General features: G+C 40.6%; 14 protein-coding genes. 3 read left to right on the top strand and 11 right to left on the bottom strand.

What is annotated here, in order from left to right:
* Position 1 precedes the first annotated feature (1 nt).
* Genes NDN11_RS05205 through NDN11_RS05195 form a run of 3 tightly spaced genes read left to right on the top strand, consistent with a single transcriptional unit; the run spans position 2 to position 5890 of the window.
* On the top strand, positions 2-1225 hold the full coding sequence (locus NDN11_RS05205; RefSeq protein WP_251110975.1) for an efflux RND transporter periplasmic adaptor subunit: 1224 nt from the start codon (positions 2-4) through the stop codon (positions 1223-1225).
* Positions 1226-1230: 5 nt separating this feature from the next.
* Positions 1231-4410: a multidrug efflux RND transporter permease subunit AdeG gene (gene adeG, locus NDN11_RS05200; protein ID WP_251110974.1), complete on the top strand. Its 3180-nt coding sequence runs from the start codon at positions 1231-1233 to the stop codon at positions 4408-4410.
* Between the two features lie 10 nt (positions 4411-4420).
* Positions 4421-5890: an efflux transporter outer membrane subunit gene (locus tag NDN11_RS05195; RefSeq protein WP_251110973.1), complete on the top strand. Its 1470-nt coding sequence runs from the start codon at positions 4421-4423 to the stop codon at positions 5888-5890.
* Positions 5891-5968: 78 nt separating this feature from the next.
* On the opposite strand, the gene NDN11_RS05190 is transcribed toward NDN11_RS05195, so the two are convergent.
* From NDN11_RS05190 to NDN11_RS05140, 11 genes are all read right to left on the bottom strand, one after another.
* Entirely contained in the window at positions 5969-6946 is a 978-nt protein-coding gene (locus tag NDN11_RS05190; RefSeq protein WP_251110972.1) for a hypothetical protein, read from the bottom strand.
* Between the two features lie 25 nt (positions 6947-6971).
* A complete protein-coding gene (locus tag NDN11_RS05185; protein WP_251110971.1) occupies positions 6972-8105 on the bottom strand; it encodes a hypothetical protein in 1134 nt (377 codons plus the stop codon).
* Positions 8106-8130: 25 nt separating this feature from the next.
* Complete coding sequence (locus tag NDN11_RS05180) at positions 8131-8982, bottom strand: type VI secretion system immunity protein, TaeI family (protein WP_251110970.1); 852 nt, start codon at positions 8980-8982, stop codon at positions 8131-8133.
* Between the two features lie 204 nt (positions 8983-9186).
* Positions 9187-9807 (bottom strand): PoNe immunity protein domain-containing protein, encoded by a 621-nt coding sequence (locus tag NDN11_RS05175; protein ID WP_251110969.1) that lies wholly within the window; start codon positions 9805-9807, stop codon positions 9187-9189.
* Positions 9792-10184: a PoNe immunity protein domain-containing protein gene (locus NDN11_RS05170; RefSeq protein ID WP_251110968.1), complete on the bottom strand. Its 393-nt coding sequence runs from the start codon at positions 10182-10184 to the stop codon at positions 9792-9794. The genes NDN11_RS05175 and NDN11_RS05170 overlap by 16 nt, the downstream gene beginning before the upstream one ends.
* A 39-nt stretch (positions 10185-10223) precedes the next feature.
* The gene (locus tag NDN11_RS05165) at positions 10224-11198 is read right to left on the bottom strand and encodes a PoNe immunity protein domain-containing protein (RefSeq protein WP_251110967.1); all 975 of its coding nucleotides are present in this window, start codon (positions 11196-11198) and stop codon (positions 10224-10226) included.
* Positions 11199-11413: 215 nt separating this feature from the next.
* Positions 11414-12565: a hypothetical protein gene (locus NDN11_RS05160; protein ID WP_251110966.1), complete on the bottom strand. Its 1152-nt coding sequence runs from the start codon at positions 12563-12565 to the stop codon at positions 11414-11416.
* 1 nt (position 12566) lies between these two features.
* Positions 12567-14084 (bottom strand): hypothetical protein, encoded by a 1518-nt coding sequence (locus NDN11_RS05155; RefSeq protein ID WP_251110965.1) that lies wholly within the window; start codon positions 14082-14084, stop codon positions 12567-12569.
* A 15-nt stretch (positions 14085-14099) separates the two neighbouring features.
* Positions 14100-16919 (bottom strand): type VI secretion system Vgr family protein, encoded by a 2820-nt coding sequence (locus NDN11_RS05150; protein WP_251110964.1) that lies wholly within the window; start codon positions 16917-16919, stop codon positions 14100-14102.
* Positions 16920-17203: 284 nt separating this feature from the next.
* Positions 17204-19456 carry a TonB-dependent receptor gene (locus NDN11_RS05145; RefSeq protein WP_251110963.1) on the bottom strand — a complete coding sequence of 751 codons (2253 nt, stop codon included), beginning with the start codon at positions 19454-19456 and terminating at the stop codon, positions 17204-17206.
* Between the two features lie 149 nt (positions 19457-19605).
* Positions 19606-20577: a siderophore ABC transporter substrate-binding protein gene (locus tag NDN11_RS05140; RefSeq protein ID WP_167248090.1), complete on the bottom strand. Its 972-nt coding sequence runs from the start codon at positions 20575-20577 to the stop codon at positions 19606-19608.
* Positions 20578-20581 lie beyond the last annotated feature (4 nt).

The raw sequence follows: 20581 nt of genomic DNA, 5'->3' as shown, positions 1-20581 counted from the left end.
CATGTCACTTTCTCGCAAACAGCTAACGCTGTCTGCCGTCATTCTTGCTATTTTTGCAACGGGTGGCAGTTTTATTCTCTTCCAAGAAAATGCAGATGCGAAAGCCACTTCCACAGCAAGTGCACCGCCTGCTGCAACCGTTGATATCGCCAGTGTCGTTAGTCAGACCATTACCGATTGGCAAGAATACTCTGGACGTCTCGAAGCCATCGATCAAGTTGATGTTCGTCCACAAGTCTCAGGCAAACTGATTGCCGTGCATTTTAAAGATGGCAGTTTAGTGAATAAGGGCGACTTACTATTCACCATTGACCCACGGCCTTTTGAAGCAGAACTGAATCGCGCCAAAGCACAACTGGCTTCTGCTGAAGCGCAAGTGACGTACTCTTCAGCTAACTTAGGCCGCAACCAGCGTTTAATTCAAAGTAATGCGATTGCCCATCAAGAACTCGATCAAGCGGAAAATGAAGCTCGCTCGGCCAATGCCAACCTGCAAGCAGCCAAAGCTGCAGTGGAAACCGCCCGTTTAAATCTGGAATATACCCGTATTACGGCACCTGTTAGTGGCCGTATTTCACGTGCCGAAGTCACGGTGGGTAACGTGGTTTCAGCAGGCAATGGTGCACAAGTCCTCACCAGTTTAGTCTCGGTGTCACGTCTGTATGCTTCTTTCGATGTCGATGAACAAACCTATCTGAAATATATCAGCAATCAACGCAATTCAGCCCAAGTCCCCGTTTATCTAGGTCTTGCGAATGAGTCTGGTTTTAGCCGTGAAGGTTATATCAGTTCGATCGACAATAATTTAAATACCACTTCAGGCACCATTCGGGTACGTGCCACCTTTGATAATCCCAAAGGTGTGATGCTCCCTGGGCTGTATGCCCGCATTCGTTTGGGCGGAGGACAACCACGCGCAGCGATTCTGATTAGCCCGACTGCGATTGGTGTCGATCAGGACAAACGTTTTGTGGTGGTGGTCGATGCGAAAAATCAAACTGCATACCGTGAAGTAAAACTCGGCGCACAACAAGATGGTCTGCAAATCATCAATAGTGGTCTGCAAGTCGGTGATCGAATCGTGGTGAATGGTTTGCAACGTATTCGTCCGGGTGATGCTGTGAACCCACATCTGGTCGCTATGCCGAATCCTCAAATCATTACCGATAACACAGCACAACAACCTCAGCCTACAGATAAAACCCCAACTTCGGCAAAAGGTTAATCCTCATGAATATTTCTAAATTTTTTATTGATCGCCCGATCTTTGCCGGGGTGCTGTCCGTCCTGATTCTACTGGCGGGCTTACTCTCCCTTTTCCAACTGCCCATTTCTGAATATCCAGAAGTGGTGCCGCCTTCTGTGGTGGTGCGCGCCCAATATCCTGGTGCCAACCCGAAAGTAATTGCTGAAACGGTTGCTTCTCCTTTAGAGGAATCCATCAACGGCGTAGAGAACATGCTGTATATGCAGTCTCAAGCCAATAGCGATGGCAACCTAACCATTACCGTCAATTTCAAACTCGGGATTGATCCAGATAAAGCGCAGCAACTGGTCCAGAATCGGGTTTCTCAAGCCCTGCCACGTTTGCCTGAAGATGTACAACGTCTGGGTGTGACCACGTTAAAAAGCTCACCAACTTTGACCATGGTGGTGCATCTGACCTCACCGGATAATCGCTATGACATGACCTACTTGCGTAACTATGCAGTGCTCAATGTCAAAGACCGTCTGGCACGCCTACAGGGTGTGGGTGAAGTTGGTCTGTTTGGTTCAGGCGATTACGCCATGCGCGTATGGTTAGACCCACAAAAGGTGGCACAACGTAACCTCACCGCGACTGAAATCGTCAATGCGATTCGCGAACAGAATATTCAGGTTGCCGCAGGAACTATTGGTGCAGCACCCAATAATTCTCCTTTACAACTATCGGTGAATGCGCAAGGTCGTTTAAGTACCGAACAGGAATTTGCCGATATTATTTTAAAAACGGCTGCGGATGGTGCGGTAACACGATTGGGTGATGTGGCACGTGTTGAACTAGCAGCTTCACAATATGGCTTACGTTCATTACTGGACAATAAACAGGCCGTTGCGATTCCAATTTTCCAAGCACCGGGTGCCAATGCCTTACAAGTCTCTGACCAAGTACGTAGCACCATGGCGGAACTGTCCAAAGATTTTCCAGCATCAATTAAATACGACATTGTTTACGACCCAACCCAATTCGTACGTTCAAGTATCAAAGCGGTGATTCATACCCTGCTTGAAGCAATTGCACTGGTGGTTGTGGTGGTGATCTTATTCCTGCAAACATGGCGGGCTTCGATTATTCCTTTACTGGCAGTACCTGTTTCAATCATTGGTACCTTTGCCTTAATGCTGGCCTTTGGTTATTCCATCAATGCACTGTCACTGTTCGGGATGGTACTCGCCATCGGGATTGTGGTTGATGACGCCATCGTGGTGGTGGAAAATGTCGAGCGGAATATTGAAGCGGGGCTCAGTCCAAGAGATGCGACCTACCGTGCCATGCGTGAAGTCAGTGGACCGATTATTGCCATTGCGTTGACCTTGGTTGCCGTGTTCGTCCCTCTGGCCTTTATGACAGGATTAACAGGGCAATTCTATAAACAGTTCGCCATGACCATTGCCATCTCAACCGTGATTTCGGCATTCAACTCCCTCACTCTGTCTCCTGCTTTGGCCGCCATGTTGCTGAAAGGTCATGATGCCAAACCTGATTTCCTGACCCGCGTGATGAACCGTATCTTCGGACGTTTCTTTGTCCTATTTAACCGTGTATTTTCACGTGCATCGGATCAATATGGTCGTGGCGTCAGTCGGGTTATTTCGCATAAAACCTCAGCGATGGGTGTCTATGCAGTACTACTCGGTCTGACCATTGGGATTTCTTATATCGTTCCGGGCGGCTTTGTCCCAGCACAAGATAAGCAGTACCTAATCAGTTTTGCCCAATTACCAAATGGTGCCTCACTTGATCGAACTGAAACCGTGATTCGTAAAATGAGTGATGCTGCACTAAAACAACCTGGCGTGGAAAGTGCAGTGGCTTTCCCTGGTTTATCCATTAATGGTTTCACCAACAGTTCCAGTGCAGGGATTGTCTTTGTCACTTTGAAACCTTTTGCTGAACGCAAAGCAGCTGATCTGTCTGCCAATGCTATTGCAGGTGCTTTGAATCAGAAATATTCCGCAATTCAAGATGCTTATATTGCAGTATTCCCACCACCACCGGTGATGGGTCTCGGAACTATGGGTGGCTTTAAACTCCAGCTGGAAGATCGCGGTACTTTAGGCTATGCCGAATTGAATAACGCAGCGCAATCCTTTATGAAGGCGGCACAATCTGCACCTGAATTGGGGCCAATGTTCTCCAGTTATCAAATCAATGTGCCGCAACTGAATGTTGATCTGGATCGGGTCAAAGCCAAGCAACAAGGCGTTGCCGTGACCGATGTATTTAATACCATGCAGATTTACCTCGGCTCACAATACGTGAATGACTTTAACCGCTTTGGTCGCGTCTATCAGGTGCGTGCCCAAGCCGATGCACCCTTCCGTGCCAATCCTGAAGATATTTTACAGCTTAAAACCCGTAACAATGCTGGACAAATGGTACCACTGTCTTCTTTGGTCAATGTGACTCAAACCTATGGTCCAGAAATGGTGGTGCGCTATAACGGCTATACCGCAGCGGATATTAATGGTGGACCTGCACCGGGTTATTCATCAAGCCAAGCCGAAGCTGCGGTTGAACGGATTGCTGCTGAAACCTTGCCACGTGGGGTGAAGTTTGAATGGACCGACTTGACCTATCAAAAGATCTTGGCAGGTAATGCTGGATTATGGGTGTTCCCGATCAGTGTGCTGTTAGTGTTCTTAGTCTTAGCTGCTCAATATGAAAGCCTCACCTTGCCATTGGCTGTAATTCTGATTGTCCCAATGGGTATCTTGGCGGCACTAACAGGGGTTTGGCTCACAGGCGGTGATAACAACATCTTTACCCAAATCGGCTTGATGGTACTGGTCGGGCTGGCCTGTAAGAATGCCATCTTGATCGTGGAATTTGCCCGAGAACTGGAAATGCAAGGCGCGACTGCATTCAATGCTGCGGTTGAAGCCAGCCGTTTACGTTTACGTCCGATTCTGATGACCTCAATCGCCTTCATTATGGGTGTGGTTCCATTGGTTACTTCGACAGGTGCAGGTGCTGAAATGCGTCATGCCATGGGCGTTGCGGTGTTCTTTGGCATGATCGGAGTGACCTTCTTTGGTTTGTTCCTGACACCTGCCTTCTATGTATTGATTCGTACCCTGAACAGCAAACATAAACTGCATTCGGCAGCTGTGCATGAAGCACCACTGCACAGTTCACACGATCACTAAGGAGCAGAATATGACAGGATTCAAACCAAACTGGATACTCTCCGCTCTAATGGGAAGCCTGCTGCTTGCAGGCTGCTCATTGGCACCTGAATATCAGCCAGCCAAGGTGGTCATTCCGCTGCAATTTAAGGAAGCAGATGCCAAACTAGATGATCCCAACTGGACTGTCGCGCAACCTGCCGATGCGCAGTCTCGCGGTGAGTGGTGGCGTATTTTTAATGATCCGCAACTGAATGAGCTAGAACAACAGGCTATCTCAGGCAACCAGAATCTAAAAGCGGCAGCAGCCAATATTCAAGCATCTCGTGCCTTGAGGTCTGCTGCACAAGCTGAACGCTTACCTAGTATTGGGGCAGGTTTTGGGCCAACCCGTCAAAAACCCTCACCCGCGTCTTTAGGGCTCGATGCAGATGCACCGACATCTGCACGAACCTTATGGCGGGCACAAGCCAATGTCTCCTATGAACTGGATCTATTTGGACGGGTTGCCAGCAGTATCAATGCAGCGACCGCAGATGTGCAGCAACAGGAAGCACTTTATCATTCGGCACTGTTAGCCTTGCAAGCAGATGTGGCACAGGCTTACTTTCTGATTCGTCAATTCGATGCTGAACAAGCCATTTATGCGCAAAACATCAAGTTACTGACAGAGAATCAAAATTTGATTCAAGCACGTTATCGCAATGGTCTTGTCAGTGATCTGGATGTTTCTCGTGCGCAAACGGAACTCTCGACCGCTCAAAGCAATGCACTCAGCATTACACGGAATCGTGCCAGTACCGAACATGCATTGGCAGTATTACTCGGTAAACCGCCTGCTGATTTTAGCTTAGCAATTCAACCCTTGTCCGCTATTGCGATTCGCCTGCCCGCGGGTTTACCTTCGAGCTTGCTTGAACGTCGTCCTGATATCGCTGCCGCAGAACGCGCTATGGCCGCCGATAATGCACGCATTGGTATTGCCCGTGCTGCCTTTTTCCCCAAACTAGATCTCACTGGTGCGCTGGGTTATGAATCTGCGAGTTTAGGAGATTTAGGTAAATGGTCGAGTCGGACTTTTTTACTCGGTCCCGTTGCTGGCACAATTTTATCTTTACCGCTATTTGATGGCGGGCAACGTAAGGTAGGTGTTGCACAAGCACGGGCTGACTATGAACAAAGTGTGGCGAATTATCGGCAAACGGTGCTTAATGCTTTCCGTGAAGTTGAAAATGGTTTGTCTGATCAGCGTATTCTGGATCAGCAAATACAGGCTCAGGGTCAAGCACTTACTTCATCCCGACATGCCAATCAGCTTTCACATTTGCGTTATCGTGAAGGTAGGATCAGCTATCTGGATGTGATTGATTCTGACCGGAATATCTTGCAGCAGGAGCAATTGGCTGCGCAGCTTCATGGTAGTCGAATGATTGCCAGTGTAGGCCTCATCCGTGCTTTAGGTGGTGGATGGCATACAGGACAAGCAGAGCTGGTACAGTAATAACGTACATTTAGAATAGATTAAAGCCTCATCATGTATGGGGCTTTTTTAAACTTAAAATTTAATCTTGTTCATTTATTATCTTTCATCATTGTCAGGATGACTGATTCTATCCCATGTTTTTCCATCAAACCGAATCAAGTGCTTATAGCTAAGTACCCAAAGAACTCCATCTTTTTCCTCAACAGAGATGCCCCCTTGTATATCACTTAACTCAGGAACGATGGAATAATCAGAATCTGCATATACATATAGTCCCTGTTCTGAAGCTATATATATAGCATCTTGATAAAAAGCTGCATTATAAAAAGTCGAATTTATACTTCTATTTTTTAGACTTTTAAATCCATCATCTATATTCCCTTTCAGAAGTGTACCATCTTGTCCAGTAATTAAAATATTTTTCCCATCTGGACATAACGTAATCCCATACAATACCGATGTCGCAATTCGATTAACCTCTATCCAATTATTACCATTAAAGAAGGCCATAAACCCATCTTCTTTTTGTGTCCCACATACATATAAAGCATTATTATTAAATCCATTTATATCATAGAAACATTTATTAAAAGCTAAGTCATTTTCATATTTTAAAAAGGATAAATCTTGATTTTTCAATTCAATAGGGTCTTCCTCCAATCCCATTCCAATAGATTTCCATTCATTCTGGTTATTCTTATAAACTTGACTTCCATCTCCACAAGCATAAAGATCACCATTAATTACACGGACATGATTAAATTGCCCATAATTTTTTTCCTCTAATTTATATCTAATTTCTTGATGTTCATTATTATTTTTTTGAAATATCCCAACATCCCCCTCTTGATCAAGCGATATAATGGAAGGCTCACCCTCTCTACTTTGGTAAGCAACTGAAATAACTTTCCATCCTTCCAAATCCAAACATGACCAGTTTTGCTGTTCTAAATGTTTATAAATTATTGTTTTACTAAAGCAATCCCATGTATCCAATTCATCAATATTTGCTGATAAACAGAATCTATGGGCACTAATAGCGCATCCTGAAGTAAATGTAATAGGATTTTTCATATATTTGATCTAATAAATATAACCATTACTCACCATCAAACTGCCAATATACTTCGCCCCAATCAGTGACTAACTGAGGGAAAGAATCACCTTGTCTAAAATAATCTCTTGAATTAGGTTTCGCAACCGTATACCAGTATCCTGACTTAGGACATTTTTCATTAGCACTGACAGTTAAAGATATTTTCTGGTATTCTTTATTATCAGGATGATCAAAAATCTTCCAACAAACCCCATCATATCTGCCCACAAGTTTATTCGTAAAAATCCATAAAATATTTTCAGTACAATCCACTTTAAATACAAGATTACTATCAACTTCCTCATGAACATTAACTTTTTTAATTTCATTTTCATGAAATTTATATAGACCACATGCTGAACCGATATAAACCACTCCATTAAATTCAGTTAAAGAATAGAAATCATCTTTTATACCTAAGTTTGTTTTCCGAACAAAATCAGTATTATCATTAATTTCTATTAAATTCCCATATGTTCCGCATACAATTAATTTACCATCTTTTTTCAAAAGAATTGAATATAGTGTAGCAGGTGTAACTTTTTTCAATATATTCCATTGATTACCATCATAATTAGCAATTAGTCCATTATCTCCAATACGACCTACACAGAAATAATTACTATCCACCTCACATATATCAATAACAGAAATATCATCTTCACGATCAAGCGAATCAAAATCTAACGCCTGATTATCATTAATATTTAAACCACTTGAGATGTCAGACCACTTAAAATCATTAACATAAACCTGACCATCATATCCACAAGCAAATAACTTGCTATTTTGAAATTTTATTTTAGAGAGATAACCACGATCGTTACTCCACTCTTGATTTAAACCAGCGCCATCTATATGTTTAAATTTACTATTTTCACCATCAAACTCCTCAATCTCACCTTCATCACTTAATGCAACTAACTTTTTATTATTTTCAACATTATAGAAACATACATCCACTACAATAAAATTAACATCATGATAATACCATCCTTGCCCATTATCTTCAGTATAATCGCACATAAACAATCGACTAAATTGCTGATTATCATCAAATTTATCCAATAAGCTTGACACATATACCATATCATCTGATATAGCACATCCAGAAATAAAAGTAATAGGATTTTTCATGTATTTTATCTATTAATTATGATCATTACTCACAATCAAACTGCCAATATACTTCGCCCCAATCCTGATTTTTAATTTCAGGCAACACATCTCCTTGTTTAAAGTATCGGCGAGAATTTTCCTGAGATACAGTAAACCAATATCCTGATTTTGGACAAATTTCCCCTGCTTTTACCGATTCCTGTTTTATAAAATCTTGACTTACTAATTCGTCAACATTGTATGAAACACCATAGAGTGCAGTAGATAGATCTCCAAAATCTCTTAAATGAAGTGGCGTTACCTGCTTTAATAATTTCATGTGGACTGGTAAATTAACTTTTGCCAAATGGCTTAAGGACTCTTCACCACCTAAAGCAAGTGCAGGCTCAAAAGCATACATTTCATCTGCTTTTAAAACACCAAGTTTTTTCACCGCACGATTAAATAACTTTTTCCCATTTTTATCAATATGATCTAATGAGTCTTTATCTGAATAGAAAAAAAATAGGTCCCCATAGAATTCTGCGGTTTCCGTTTTTTCCTCGGTATCATGTAAAATACCTTCCATCGGCTTTATATAATATCTATAAAAATTATTTTCGCCCCAGAGTAATAATTCACCAAAAGCTGAGCGTGCCAATACATAATAAACATCATCATCGACTAAAGGTGTATCTTCCAACCAATCATAAATGACTTCTTCATAATCATCAGGATTTGTAATCCAGTACAATCCATTTAAATACCCAGCAAAACCAATAACTCGCCACTGCTCCAAGATACTTTCAGGTAGTTTGCCACGATATTTTTTTATAAGCTCATCTGTTACCTCAACTTTATCAATTGGCTCACCAAACATCTCTCTAAAATCTTTTTCATAATCAGGGTGTAACATATTATTAAGCTCTCTTATTTACAACGCTTTAATTCAACATCCATAGCATCTTTACCCATTCCTTTGGCTTTAGCTTGTGCCGCAGCAGCATCCATGCTTGCTAGACGCTTATGAGCATTCATTTGCGATCCAATTGAACTGGTTCCTCCACCATATTCTTAGATTACTTAATTAAAAAAAATCATCCAAACGAGGATGGTTTTTTCAAATGATTAAATTAATTTTCACCATCCCAATACCAATATACTTCCCCCAGTCCTGATCTTTAATTTTTGGTAAGATCTCTCCCTGATTAAAATATTGGCGTGATTTTTCTTTTACTATGTTATACCAATAGCCAGACTTTGGACTTACATCACCAGCTAACACTTTAATTTTTTCAAAATTTAATTCAATATCATTTTCTTTCTTATTACTTCTAACCCATTGCACTATATCTTTTGGATAATATAAATATTTATGCAAAGAAGTATCATCCAAGTCAAGCATATATACTAAAAAAGCAGCCTCAAATGCCCAATACCCGACATATGAAAAACCATTATCGAAGTCTAAGTGACTATTATACCAAAGAGTATTTTTATGAATCCCATACCAATCTGACAAATAACTATCTAGCACTTCAAGAGCATGAGCTTTATCATCTTTATCTAAAACATTATCTATCACATCACATAAAGGAGAGTAATCATAACTATAAACTCCATCATTATTTGTATTTGGATGCTTAGGATCTAAAATTTTGAAAAATTTATTTATTACCTCATCCTCTCCTGTTTGACCTTCATTTTCCCCATTGATTAACTCTTTTATAGTTGGCAGCATTTTTTCTGATTAAGTAAAACAGCCAAACTGATCATTGATAATGCAATAAAACCACCTTCACCATTAATAACTGATGGCTTTACGGTTCCTTTAAAAACTGCTAATGCTTCTGACTGTTTTGTGTAACCAACTATTATATTTTCAAATAAAGGAAAAAGCTCTTCTATAGGTTCTCCAGATGTATATCCTAGAAGAAGCAGATCCCAATATGTCAGTGTAATCGATTGCCATCTAGATGCCTCACCACAATTATATTCATCATCTTCATATGCATCACTTTCTAGATATAAAGGAATTCCTTCCTCATGATATTCCTTCGATTTTATAAAATATCTCTCTGTTATAAAAAGCTGTCTTTTCTTATTTTCAAAATCCATATTTATTCCAAACAAATAATGCCCCATAGGGCACTATTCTTATTCCACTAAATACCAAATCGTCAATCCCCATGGATTGTTTTTAATCTCAGGCATCGTTTCGCCTTGCTTAAAATGACGCTTTTCCATATTATTAGCGGGACTATACCAGTCGCCTGTTTTTGGGCAATTTTCACCAGCTTCACATCTAAGCTGATTTCCTTGCTTATTGCTTATATCATTTGCTAATGGTACAAAAGTCTTCGCAAATTGAACTAAATCTTTCGGATAATATAAATATTGATGAAGACTGCTATCGTCTTCAATTTCTAATAAGTAGACTGCTGCACCCGCTTCGAAAGCCCAATACCCAAAATATCCGTCATCACTTAAATGACTATCATGCCAAGAAGCTGCTGATAAATCCTTATACCATTTTTTTAGAAAACCATTTAATAAGTTTAATGCTTGTACTTTATTAGGTTCACTTAATGCATCAGCAAAAAGACCGTAACATCCAGAAACACAATCATCAGTTTCATACCGCTCTAACTCTTTAGAGTAATTAAGAAGCTCTTCTATATTGAAATCAATACCTGCATTTTCCTCATCCTCACCATCAACTAAACGAGCAACTCTTGGTAATAAATCCTGTCGATGCAATAAATAACATAAGCTTATTAGCCATAAATAAGGACAATACCCATCAAAAGATCTTATTGGAAATGCCATTTCATTTTGATCACCGCTATTTTGTAATAATGCCTTTAAATAATTTTCATAAGCAACAACTACATTTTCTAATGCATAACGTAAACTTTCAATAGACTCACCTGCGGTATATGACAATATAAAATTATTAAATGTCCCTTCAGCTATACCAAACCACATTGATAAATGCCATCCAACATCAGCACCTTCTGATTTACTCAAATTATCTTTTTGCCTTTGCATTACACGCAAAGTTAAATCCCTAGTGCCATGAAAGTTTGCTTCCGTCAAAAACTGTTGTCTTCTTTCAGTCAAAAAACTCATAAAAAGTACCTTTATCTAATTCTTTTATCGCGTGATTTGTCAAAAACTTTTGCCTTATTGTCTGCCTCTTTTGCTATGGCAGTATGTCTATATTCCTTTTACTTAGATGCTTATGAGTATTCATTTGTTAACTAATTGAACTGGTTTCTCCACCATATTCTTAGATTACTTAGTTAAAAAAACCATCCAAATCAGGATGGTTTTTCTAAAATGATTCAATCATTTATCTCTATGTCTAAATACCAAATAGTTTCACCCCAAGAGTTATTCGGAATTTCAGGCATTGTTTCACCTTGATCAAAATGACGTTTTTCCATATTAATTGCTGGACTCCACCAATCTCCTGATCTAGGACAAACTTCTCCAACTCTACATTTTAATTGGCTATATTGTATTTCGTCATTGTCTGGATGATTAATTCTATTCCATGTTTTTCCATCAAATCGAATCAATTGCTTATAGCTCAGTACCCAAAGAACTCCATCCTTCTCCTCAACAGAGATGACTCCTTGTATATCACTTAGCTCAGGAACGATGAAATACTCAGAATCTGCATATATATATAGTCCCTGCTCTGAAGCTATATATATAGCCTCTTGATAAAAAGCTACATTATAAAAAGTCGAGTTTATACTTATATTTTTTAGATTTTTAAATCCATCGTCTATATTTCCTTTCAAAAGGGTACCATACTGGCCTGAAATTAAGACACTCTTCCCATCAGGGCATAACGTAATACTATACAGAGCGGATGGTGTGATTCGGTTGACTTCTATCCAATTACTACCATTGAAAAAAGCAATGAAGCCATCGTCTCCTTTTGTTCCACAAACATAAAGATGATCATGAGCAAAGCCATTGATATCGTATAAATTTCTCTCAAATGCAAACTCACTATCCAGAGAGAAAATCTCTCCTTGTTTTACGTCAAGAGGCTGTTCTTCTAGATTAAATCCTATATTGCTCCAACTGTCCCCAGCATTTAAATATACCTGTCCACCATCACCACAAGCATAAAGCTCCTGTTTTACTGTACGCAATTTATTAAATTGCCCATATATATATTGTTCTTTTTTAAGAGGGTTTATCTGTTGAAATATTTCTTCTATTTGCTGAAAAATTTCAACATTCCCATCTTTATCAAGAGATATAAGTGAGCGCTCATTCATCATAATTTGATAAGCAACTGACACAACCTGCCATCCATCTAAATCATGGCTAGACCAGTTTGTTCCATTTTCATATCTATAAATAAATATTCGGCTAAAGGCATCCCACGAATCCAAATCATCTATTGCAGCAGATATATAGAAGTTATCTTTACTGATGGCACAACCTGAAGTGAATGTAACAGGTGTTTTTTCCATTTTAGAATCCTCGATCTCTATTATTTGTACGTGAACCAAAAACATTAGTAGGTAAGCTGCGTGCAGTTTTACCACTAACATCTACTCGTACACGATAGGTTGCCCCAAGATTTTTTAACTGATGGTAAGTTCTTAGTTGTACGGCTATTTTCTCAGCGCTACACTTTTTAAGTACTTTGGCCACAGCCTTAGCGCCAGCAATTTCTACTTCAACTAAAGGAGACGTTGCTTCAGGCATATGTATTCCCTTTAAAGCTTTTTCATAAATACTATATTGAGCATGAATTCTGCCATGTTCATTTGTTGGAGTAGGTGTAGCACCTTCTACACAAACAACTAAACCATCAGCTTCAGATAATCCACCCTGAAGCTGATTTCTATTATCTCCTGTTCTAGCTCCCAATCTGAAGCAACGATCGGGAACAACATGGTGACCAGTCTTGCCTTGGGGTTTACAGGTGTCAGGTTTATACGGTCTTAATAAACATGGATCATCAGCAACTTTCTCGTTTTTAGCCTTATCCTTTTCTGGTTCTGTCGCCTTTTGTTTATTAGTAACTTCCGTTTTCTTACCCGAGCCTACATTCGCCTCATAACGTCCTGTTGGAGTGTTATGCTTACCAGTATTTCCAACACCCGCCATTGCTAACGGTGGCTGAGGTAAGATACTTGCCATTGCCCTTTCTACTTCATCACATAGCTTATCAATATACTGCTTAATCGTTTTAAGAATGTGATTCAGGGTTGCTTGGAATCGAACCAAGGCATTTCTCAAAGCACCATTAAATTTCTTTAAGCACTCATTAATGACTGTCAAAATACGATTGATATTATTTTTTAATGCATTGTAAGCCCGAGTTGCCATCGCCTTCCAAGGCTTAGATCTTAACCATGCCTCTGGTGCTTTGCCCCAAGGACAATTCACCTTAAATTTACTAAGTAGCTCTTCATAGTGCTCCATCGTTTTAAATAACTTTATTTTGGAGAAATCCTTTGCTTTCCTTAACTGAACAACAGACTTAATAGCAGACCCTACCTCTGGAATCACTCCAATAGAAGTAATTGCAAGTGCCATATAATTCTCTGTGTTTCTACTTTTTTCATCAGATAAGGTAATACTATTAGCAATTAAATCACGAACATCACAAACCTGATCAACAACAGGAATTAAACTGATTAAACCACCAACTATTAATTGAGACATCGACGGACTTTTATTAAAATCCCCCTGTAACATCCCCCATAACCAACTACTCTTTTCTAAAATAATTTGGCTACTATTATAACTTGTCACGCTCTGGTTATATTGAGACTGTCCAATATAAAATAATGCTGTTTTCCACCAAGGCCACTTAGGATCAGGTTTACTGGTGTCATATGTCATGTAGCGACTATATTGAGCAGGATTATCGTTCAAGTATTTTGCTAACTTTTCAGCACCATACCAAAAATCTTGTTGAATTTCAGTAGAACGCTTCGCAATTTGATTCCAGAATTGTTGATTTTGAGGGTTTGACATCTTATTCTCTCATTTTTATTCTTTACTACTATCTGAAGCAGAACCTAAAAACCAATCATCTATTTCCGCAGATGGGTACTCATCCTTACTTTGGTCTTCCCCATACTGTATTTTGGCTTTGCCTGCGGGAACACCACTCACCACAGCTTTACCTAATGCATCTAATTTTCCTTTTCGTATAGATCCATCTGAAAGTAAGACTTCAAAGTCAGCACCTTTAACAGGTGAACCATCACTATGTAAATACTCCAAAACTAAATCATCAGGTTTTAAATTCATCACAGGTAAATGAGGTAGCACTGAATTTGCTTTCGCCCCACCCATAAACAAATACTGGCCCGCTTTCACCTCAAACTTGCCACCCGTGGTCGGAAAAATCCCTGAACCATTCAGCTTGAGTTGCGAACTCTGTGCGGTAAATACAATTTCTTTAGGACTGGTAATTTCAATACGGTCTTCGGTCGAAATAATTTGAATCCCTTGCTTGGCAAGTAAATCCATTCCATCCGACTGGGCATGTACTTCATACTTACCTTTCGCAGCCACCTGCTTAATCCCATTCTGTGCAGCAAACAGGCTGATCCTGTTCTGAACATGGGCAACCAGATTCTTTTGCGTACTCAGATTAATACTATCGCCCGCAATCTGATTGATCTGTCCATCCGCAGAAAGATGAATATCTTCACTAGTACTCAGACCAATCCCCGCAGGTGAATTCAATAGCAATAAAGCTTTTTCAAATTTGGCGATCTTGTCCTGAATTTGATCTGCAAACGCTTTTAACTGTTCTAAAGACTCAATTTCATCCGTTTGTTGATTCTTGGCAACTTCACTTAAAGCTTTGGCATTGTTCTGGTTGCCTTCAAGTTGCTGTTTAGCTGGCTGTGCATCCAGATGCTCACCCTGTGCCTGATCCTGTTTCTGAGTACTGAGCAATAAACCTTGCCCTGCACGCACAGCTCCCCATTGGTCAGTACGTAGTTCAAAGCCTTCTCCACGATCTTCACTTTCAGCCTTGTCTTTCGGATGACTCAGTTTACCCAAGTTGAGTTGGCTGGCGGCATGACTACTTTGCAGTTGCGCACTGATTTGACCCGTAGTGTCATCAAAACGCAGTTGGTTAAAGCCTTCACCTTGATATTCTTTGGACTTGATCCCTGCCAGTTTTTTGGTATCTGGCAACGTACCTGCATTATCGAATTTAGTTGGACTACGATGTGCTTCATGGATTCGCCCGACGACATAAGGACGGTCAATATTGCCATCAAAGAAGTTGATCACGACGATTTCACCAATCCTCGGCAAGAATCGTGCACCGTAACCTTCACCTGCCCACGGTGTGAGTACATCCACCCATGCAGAGTCGGTATCATTGTCATTGGCACCTGCCCCACTATCATGACTGTGGTCATCGGCTCGGGTAAATAGGAATCGAACTTTAATCCGTCCCCATTCATCCACATAAATTTCGTCACCGCTTGGCCCCACCACTTTGGCACGTTGAGGATGTGTCGCAGGTCGATGTTGTAGCGGGTTATACTCAGGAACTAGACCAATATTACGTCGTTGCAGTGTCAATTGATTGGCTTGACGCTCATCAGAGACCGCATGCGGAAAAGGACTGCTTTGCCAATTGCTTTGTTGAAGCAAAGCTGCGACTTGATCCGTTAAATCTTTAGGTAGATTATTTTGGTTATAGAACATTTTTGAGCTAATCAGAAACTCTTTGTCTGCGCCATCATGCTGATCAATTTCAGGATGTTCATTCAGTTCAAACCAATAGCCCACTTGAGTATCGCGAACAGTCGATGTCGCAACAAATTGTTTAGCCTGTGAATCATAGTATTGGCTTAAGGTTTGATTCAGTTTTTCAATTTGCGCATTACCTGCTTTGGTGGTGCCATCTTCACCCTTTAAATCTTGAATCCATGCAGGTGAAAAATGCCATGCCTGTTCTAGGGCAAGCTGTTGGCTATCATGTTGATCACTATGCTGATGTTTACTCTGAACACTGCCTGCGCCTTCTTCTTGCTCCAAGGCATCGGCTTGCCAACGCTGTACATGCACTGCACTCGGTTGTAGTGAGCGTTGTGCAACAAATGCCGTGATGCTGTCCTGTGTTTCTGTGGCACTACTGCGATGAAAGCGAATGTTACGGCGGTCTAAGGCTTTATATTGATTATTGTCATCGACTAATCGGAGTTTCTGTGGCTGAATTTTCTCACTTGAACTCGACACTTTAAGTTGTGCTTCATCAATCAGCCAGTTAATCCCTTCACTTCGCAGCAAACGCGTCAGAAAATCATAATCCGTTTCATTACTCTGCATGATAAATGGGCGGATATCATATTGTTTGCTTAAGCCAGTTAAATCCAAGCTTAAACTGGCAGCAAATAATGGACTTTTGCTCTGCCATTCTTGAAATATGGTTTGGATGATATCAACCACTGATTTCGCCATAAAAACACGGCTGTTACGACGATGTTTCCATAATGCTGTCGGATCTTGTACAGCAAGTCGATAAATCGTCAGTGAACCATCACTCGCACCAACATCAGCTTGAGTAATAATGCCTGTAATACGTGTAAGTTCAGCTTTATCGGTCACAATATCAATCGCGACTTGACTGCCAATAAAACTTTTTAAAGGAATGACCGCACTGGTTGAAAGGCAAAGTAACTGTAGATCAATGCCATGATTCAGTTGATGCAGACCATCAATACGTTGCAAGAAAACTTGGCTATTCAAAGATGAATTTGAAAACTGGGCATGAATGGCACGTTTCTGTGCTGTAAGCCCCAAACTCTCTAGAGCTTGAAATATATTATTCAACATCTTTTTTTTAGAGTATCTATTTAAATTTAGCGCATTTTACTCAAATTATCGATTTCATGTCCATACAGAACCGTCTATTTATGACAATTTACGTCACATTTTTGTTTAGTTTATTTTAATCAATCTGCCTTTCTCAATAACTGAGTTCAGTCAATGTACGCATAATTCATTGTTTTAAAAAATTAATCAGCTTTTTAAATCAAATTAAAAAGCTGATGAGATAAATCACGACAAGAGCTGAGTTTATGCTGCAATCGATCAATTGCTAAAACCCTTCTTTTTAACTAAAAGTCAAAAGATGCCGAGAATAGGTATGTCCGTGGCGCGCCTAGCATTAAACTGGTAAATTGAGGCATCGACCAATAGGCTTTATTGGTCAGGTTTTCTACACTCCCACGGAAGGTAACAGGAAACTGAGCAATTTGAGTCGAATACCGTGCTCCGATGCTATACACCTCTCGGCTAGGGACTGATATCGTATTAATCCGATTAATATATTGTTTAGAGGCAGCAATTGCATTTGCGGTTAAAGTCAGACCCGGTACATAGTCAATATCCCCTTCTAAACCTAATTTTGCTTGCATCTTAGGTACACCAGTTGCCATATTGCCAAGCTCATCGGGGTTTTGTGTTTTGGTCAGTTTAGGTTGAATATAAGTTACACCGCCCATCACACGTAGCCCTTGTAATGGTGCTCCCCAAAATCCCCATTCAATCCCACGATTTCTCTGCTCACCATCAATAGAGTAGATCGGCTTTTTACTGCTGTCCTGATTCGGGGTCGAATAACCACTTGGTGTTTTAATTTCATATACACTCAAACTACTGCTAAAGTTTTCGACATCAAATTTAAGCCCGACTTCTTTTTGTTTGGTTTTATAAGGTGAAAAAATTTCACCATAGTTTTCAAAATTTGAGGACGCAACTCCACCTGAACTTAAACCTTCAATATAGTTGGCATAAAAAGAAAGATGAGGATTGGCTTTGATCAATATCGCTGCGGCGGGTGTCCATGCACTTTTATCATATAGACCATTTAGGTTACGTACTCCGTTTGCGTTCAAACTTTCCGTAACGATATTCTGATGACGTATGCCTAAAGTCATTTGGAGCTGGTCTTGGGCAAAAGATAAGGTATCGGCTAGACCATAACTGGTTAAGCGTTCTTTGTTGCTAAAAATCGGAGCTACAGCCGCTCGATCTGGCTTTGCACCCCAATTCGGCTGATAAATATTGGTTAAACGATCAGTTTTAAAACCTTGACGAATCCCGAACTCATCATCAACCTCTCGATAGTGTGTTGCATTGAGGGATATGGCATGCCCAATATTGCCTGTATTGAACTTTCCGCGTAGCCCCACTTCTGCCGATTTGCGTTCATATTCAAAACCTAAGTGTGCAATATTAAAAAGGATATCTCCTGCTTCATTCTGGATTTCGCCTTTTGCTGCGCCTAAAGTACTGTATTCTGTCTTACTCATGCCTGCGGTGGCATATCCCATCCATTCAGGGTTGAAATCATATTCCCCACGTAACATGAGCCCCTTGTCTTTGGTGTCAAAAAAAGTCCAGGTTGGATTCAATAAAGTTTTAGGATTGGGTGGATTGGGAACCTTCACCCCAGTTTTCAACGTCACACCACGATTAATCCCATCATTTTGATCTTGACTGGTATACAGATCTGCTGAAATTCGCGCTTGTTCACCTCGCCAATCCAGACCCAAAGACATTAATTGTGTCTTTTTATCTTGATCATCTATAGCACCTTCCCCATCTCGATAAACGCCATTGAATCGAACACCAAATGCCTGGCCTTGGCCAAAGCGTCTGCCAATATCCAAATGTCCACCAAATTGAGCATTAGACATATAACTTGTGGTCAATCGATTAATTGGTGTATCCGTTGCCCGCTTAGGCACAAGATTGACATTGCCCCCCAATGTCCCGCCAGGTGGCATACCATTTAACATTGCCGAAGGTCCTTTTAATACATCGATCCGTTCAAACATTTCTGGCGATGCACGGTAAAGTGGAGCAATACCATATAGACCTCCAAAAGCAGTATCTTTACCTGCGGGCGTACTGCTGGAGTTAAAACCTCGGATGGTATAACTTTCCGCGATAACCCCAAAGGCACCTGTTGAATAAACAGAAGGATCAGTCGCAACAATCACATCGGTAATATCCCGTGCTTGCCGATCAGCAATATATTTCTCGGTATAGCTGATGACACTAAACGGGGTGTCCCGCAAGCTTTTATCGCCTAAAAAACCAATCTGACCTTGCGATGCAATTTGCCCGCCTAAATCGTTCTGGTTTTCTTTGTCGGCCTGAACCTGAATGGTGGCTAATGTCGCGATGTTTTGATCTGTATGTGCTATTTTTTCTAAATCCTCAGCATGCAGTGAGTTCAATGGAAAAAGTCCCAAACCCAGCATGATTTGACTGATAACCAAATGTTTTAATTTAAATTGAGGATGATCATTTCTACGTTGTTTAGATATACGGATACTTGGGTAAGGCATTGAATTTTTCATGGTTTTAAGCTCCTTTGGCTTTTTTTGAGCATGACTTTAGACCACACACTTTTTTTGATTAAAAAGTATGTTCATCAAGAAGATTTCAATCGGTGGTTTAGGCTTTAGACTGAAGCAAGCCTCGCAATGGGATGCGTTAAATTATTGCCTCATGGTTGATATCCTTTGATCACATCATCGATCAAGATATGCATCGCGGTCGGACTCGCGGCCGTGGTGTACCAAGCATCGGCATCTACAAAAATGACTTTTCCAGTTTTCCATGCTTTGGTTTGACGTAATAAGGGGTTACTAACATTGTCTGCATTGATCGTGGCTCGATGTTCCATCACCGCAGTTCGATCTACAATAAATAGAATGTCGGGATCAGCCTGTTTAATAAACTCACTGGAAATCGGCTGTCCATGCAAACTGGTATCAGCCACTGTACTGGCAGGCTTTACCCCCAAAGCATTAAAGACAAAGCCATAACGTGACTGCACCCCAAAATTACTAAATGCGCCATTGTTATGTAAAACCACCAAGGCTTTTTCAGGTCGATCCGCGGTTATTGTGCGTACTTGTGCAACTTTGGCATCTAATTCAGCAACTTTTTCAGCCGCCAATTCCTGTTTATTAAAAATCTGCCCCAACGTCTGTAAATGAGCTTTAATCATTTCAATATGATGCTGCTGGCTATTATTAAAATTAATGTCATAGTGCAGTGTCGGAGCAATTTCACTCAGTTCTTTATACTTATCTGCTTGCAATGGCGTCATTAGTATAAGGTCGGGTTTAAGCGTATAAATCCGCTCCATATTGGGCTGCACAATTGACCCTAGATCTTGCACATTGTGTTGATCCCGATACTTTTGCAGAAAATGCGGGATAAAATCTTTGGGCATGCCTGCAATCGGAACCGCAAGCTGATCGAGAAAATCGGCTTCATTCATATCCAGCACTGCAACACGTTGCGGATAATACTCAATCCGTGTTGTACCTAATTGATGTTTGACAAGAATCGGGGCTTCCCGTTTTTGTTCAGTCTGAGATGATGCTGTCGGTGGTGGATGACATGCTGACAGTAGAATTGCAGCACTCACTGCACCTGCCAGCCCCCATAATTTGATATTCCTTTTCATATTT

Origin of the sequence: Acinetobacter sp. C26M, assembly GCF_023702675.1 — a bacterium.
Lineage (GTDB): Bacteria > Pseudomonadota > Gammaproteobacteria > Pseudomonadales > Moraxellaceae > Acinetobacter.
The sequence above is the reverse complement of the archived record's forward strand: the minus strand, read 5'-3'. Positions and strand labels throughout refer to the sequence as shown.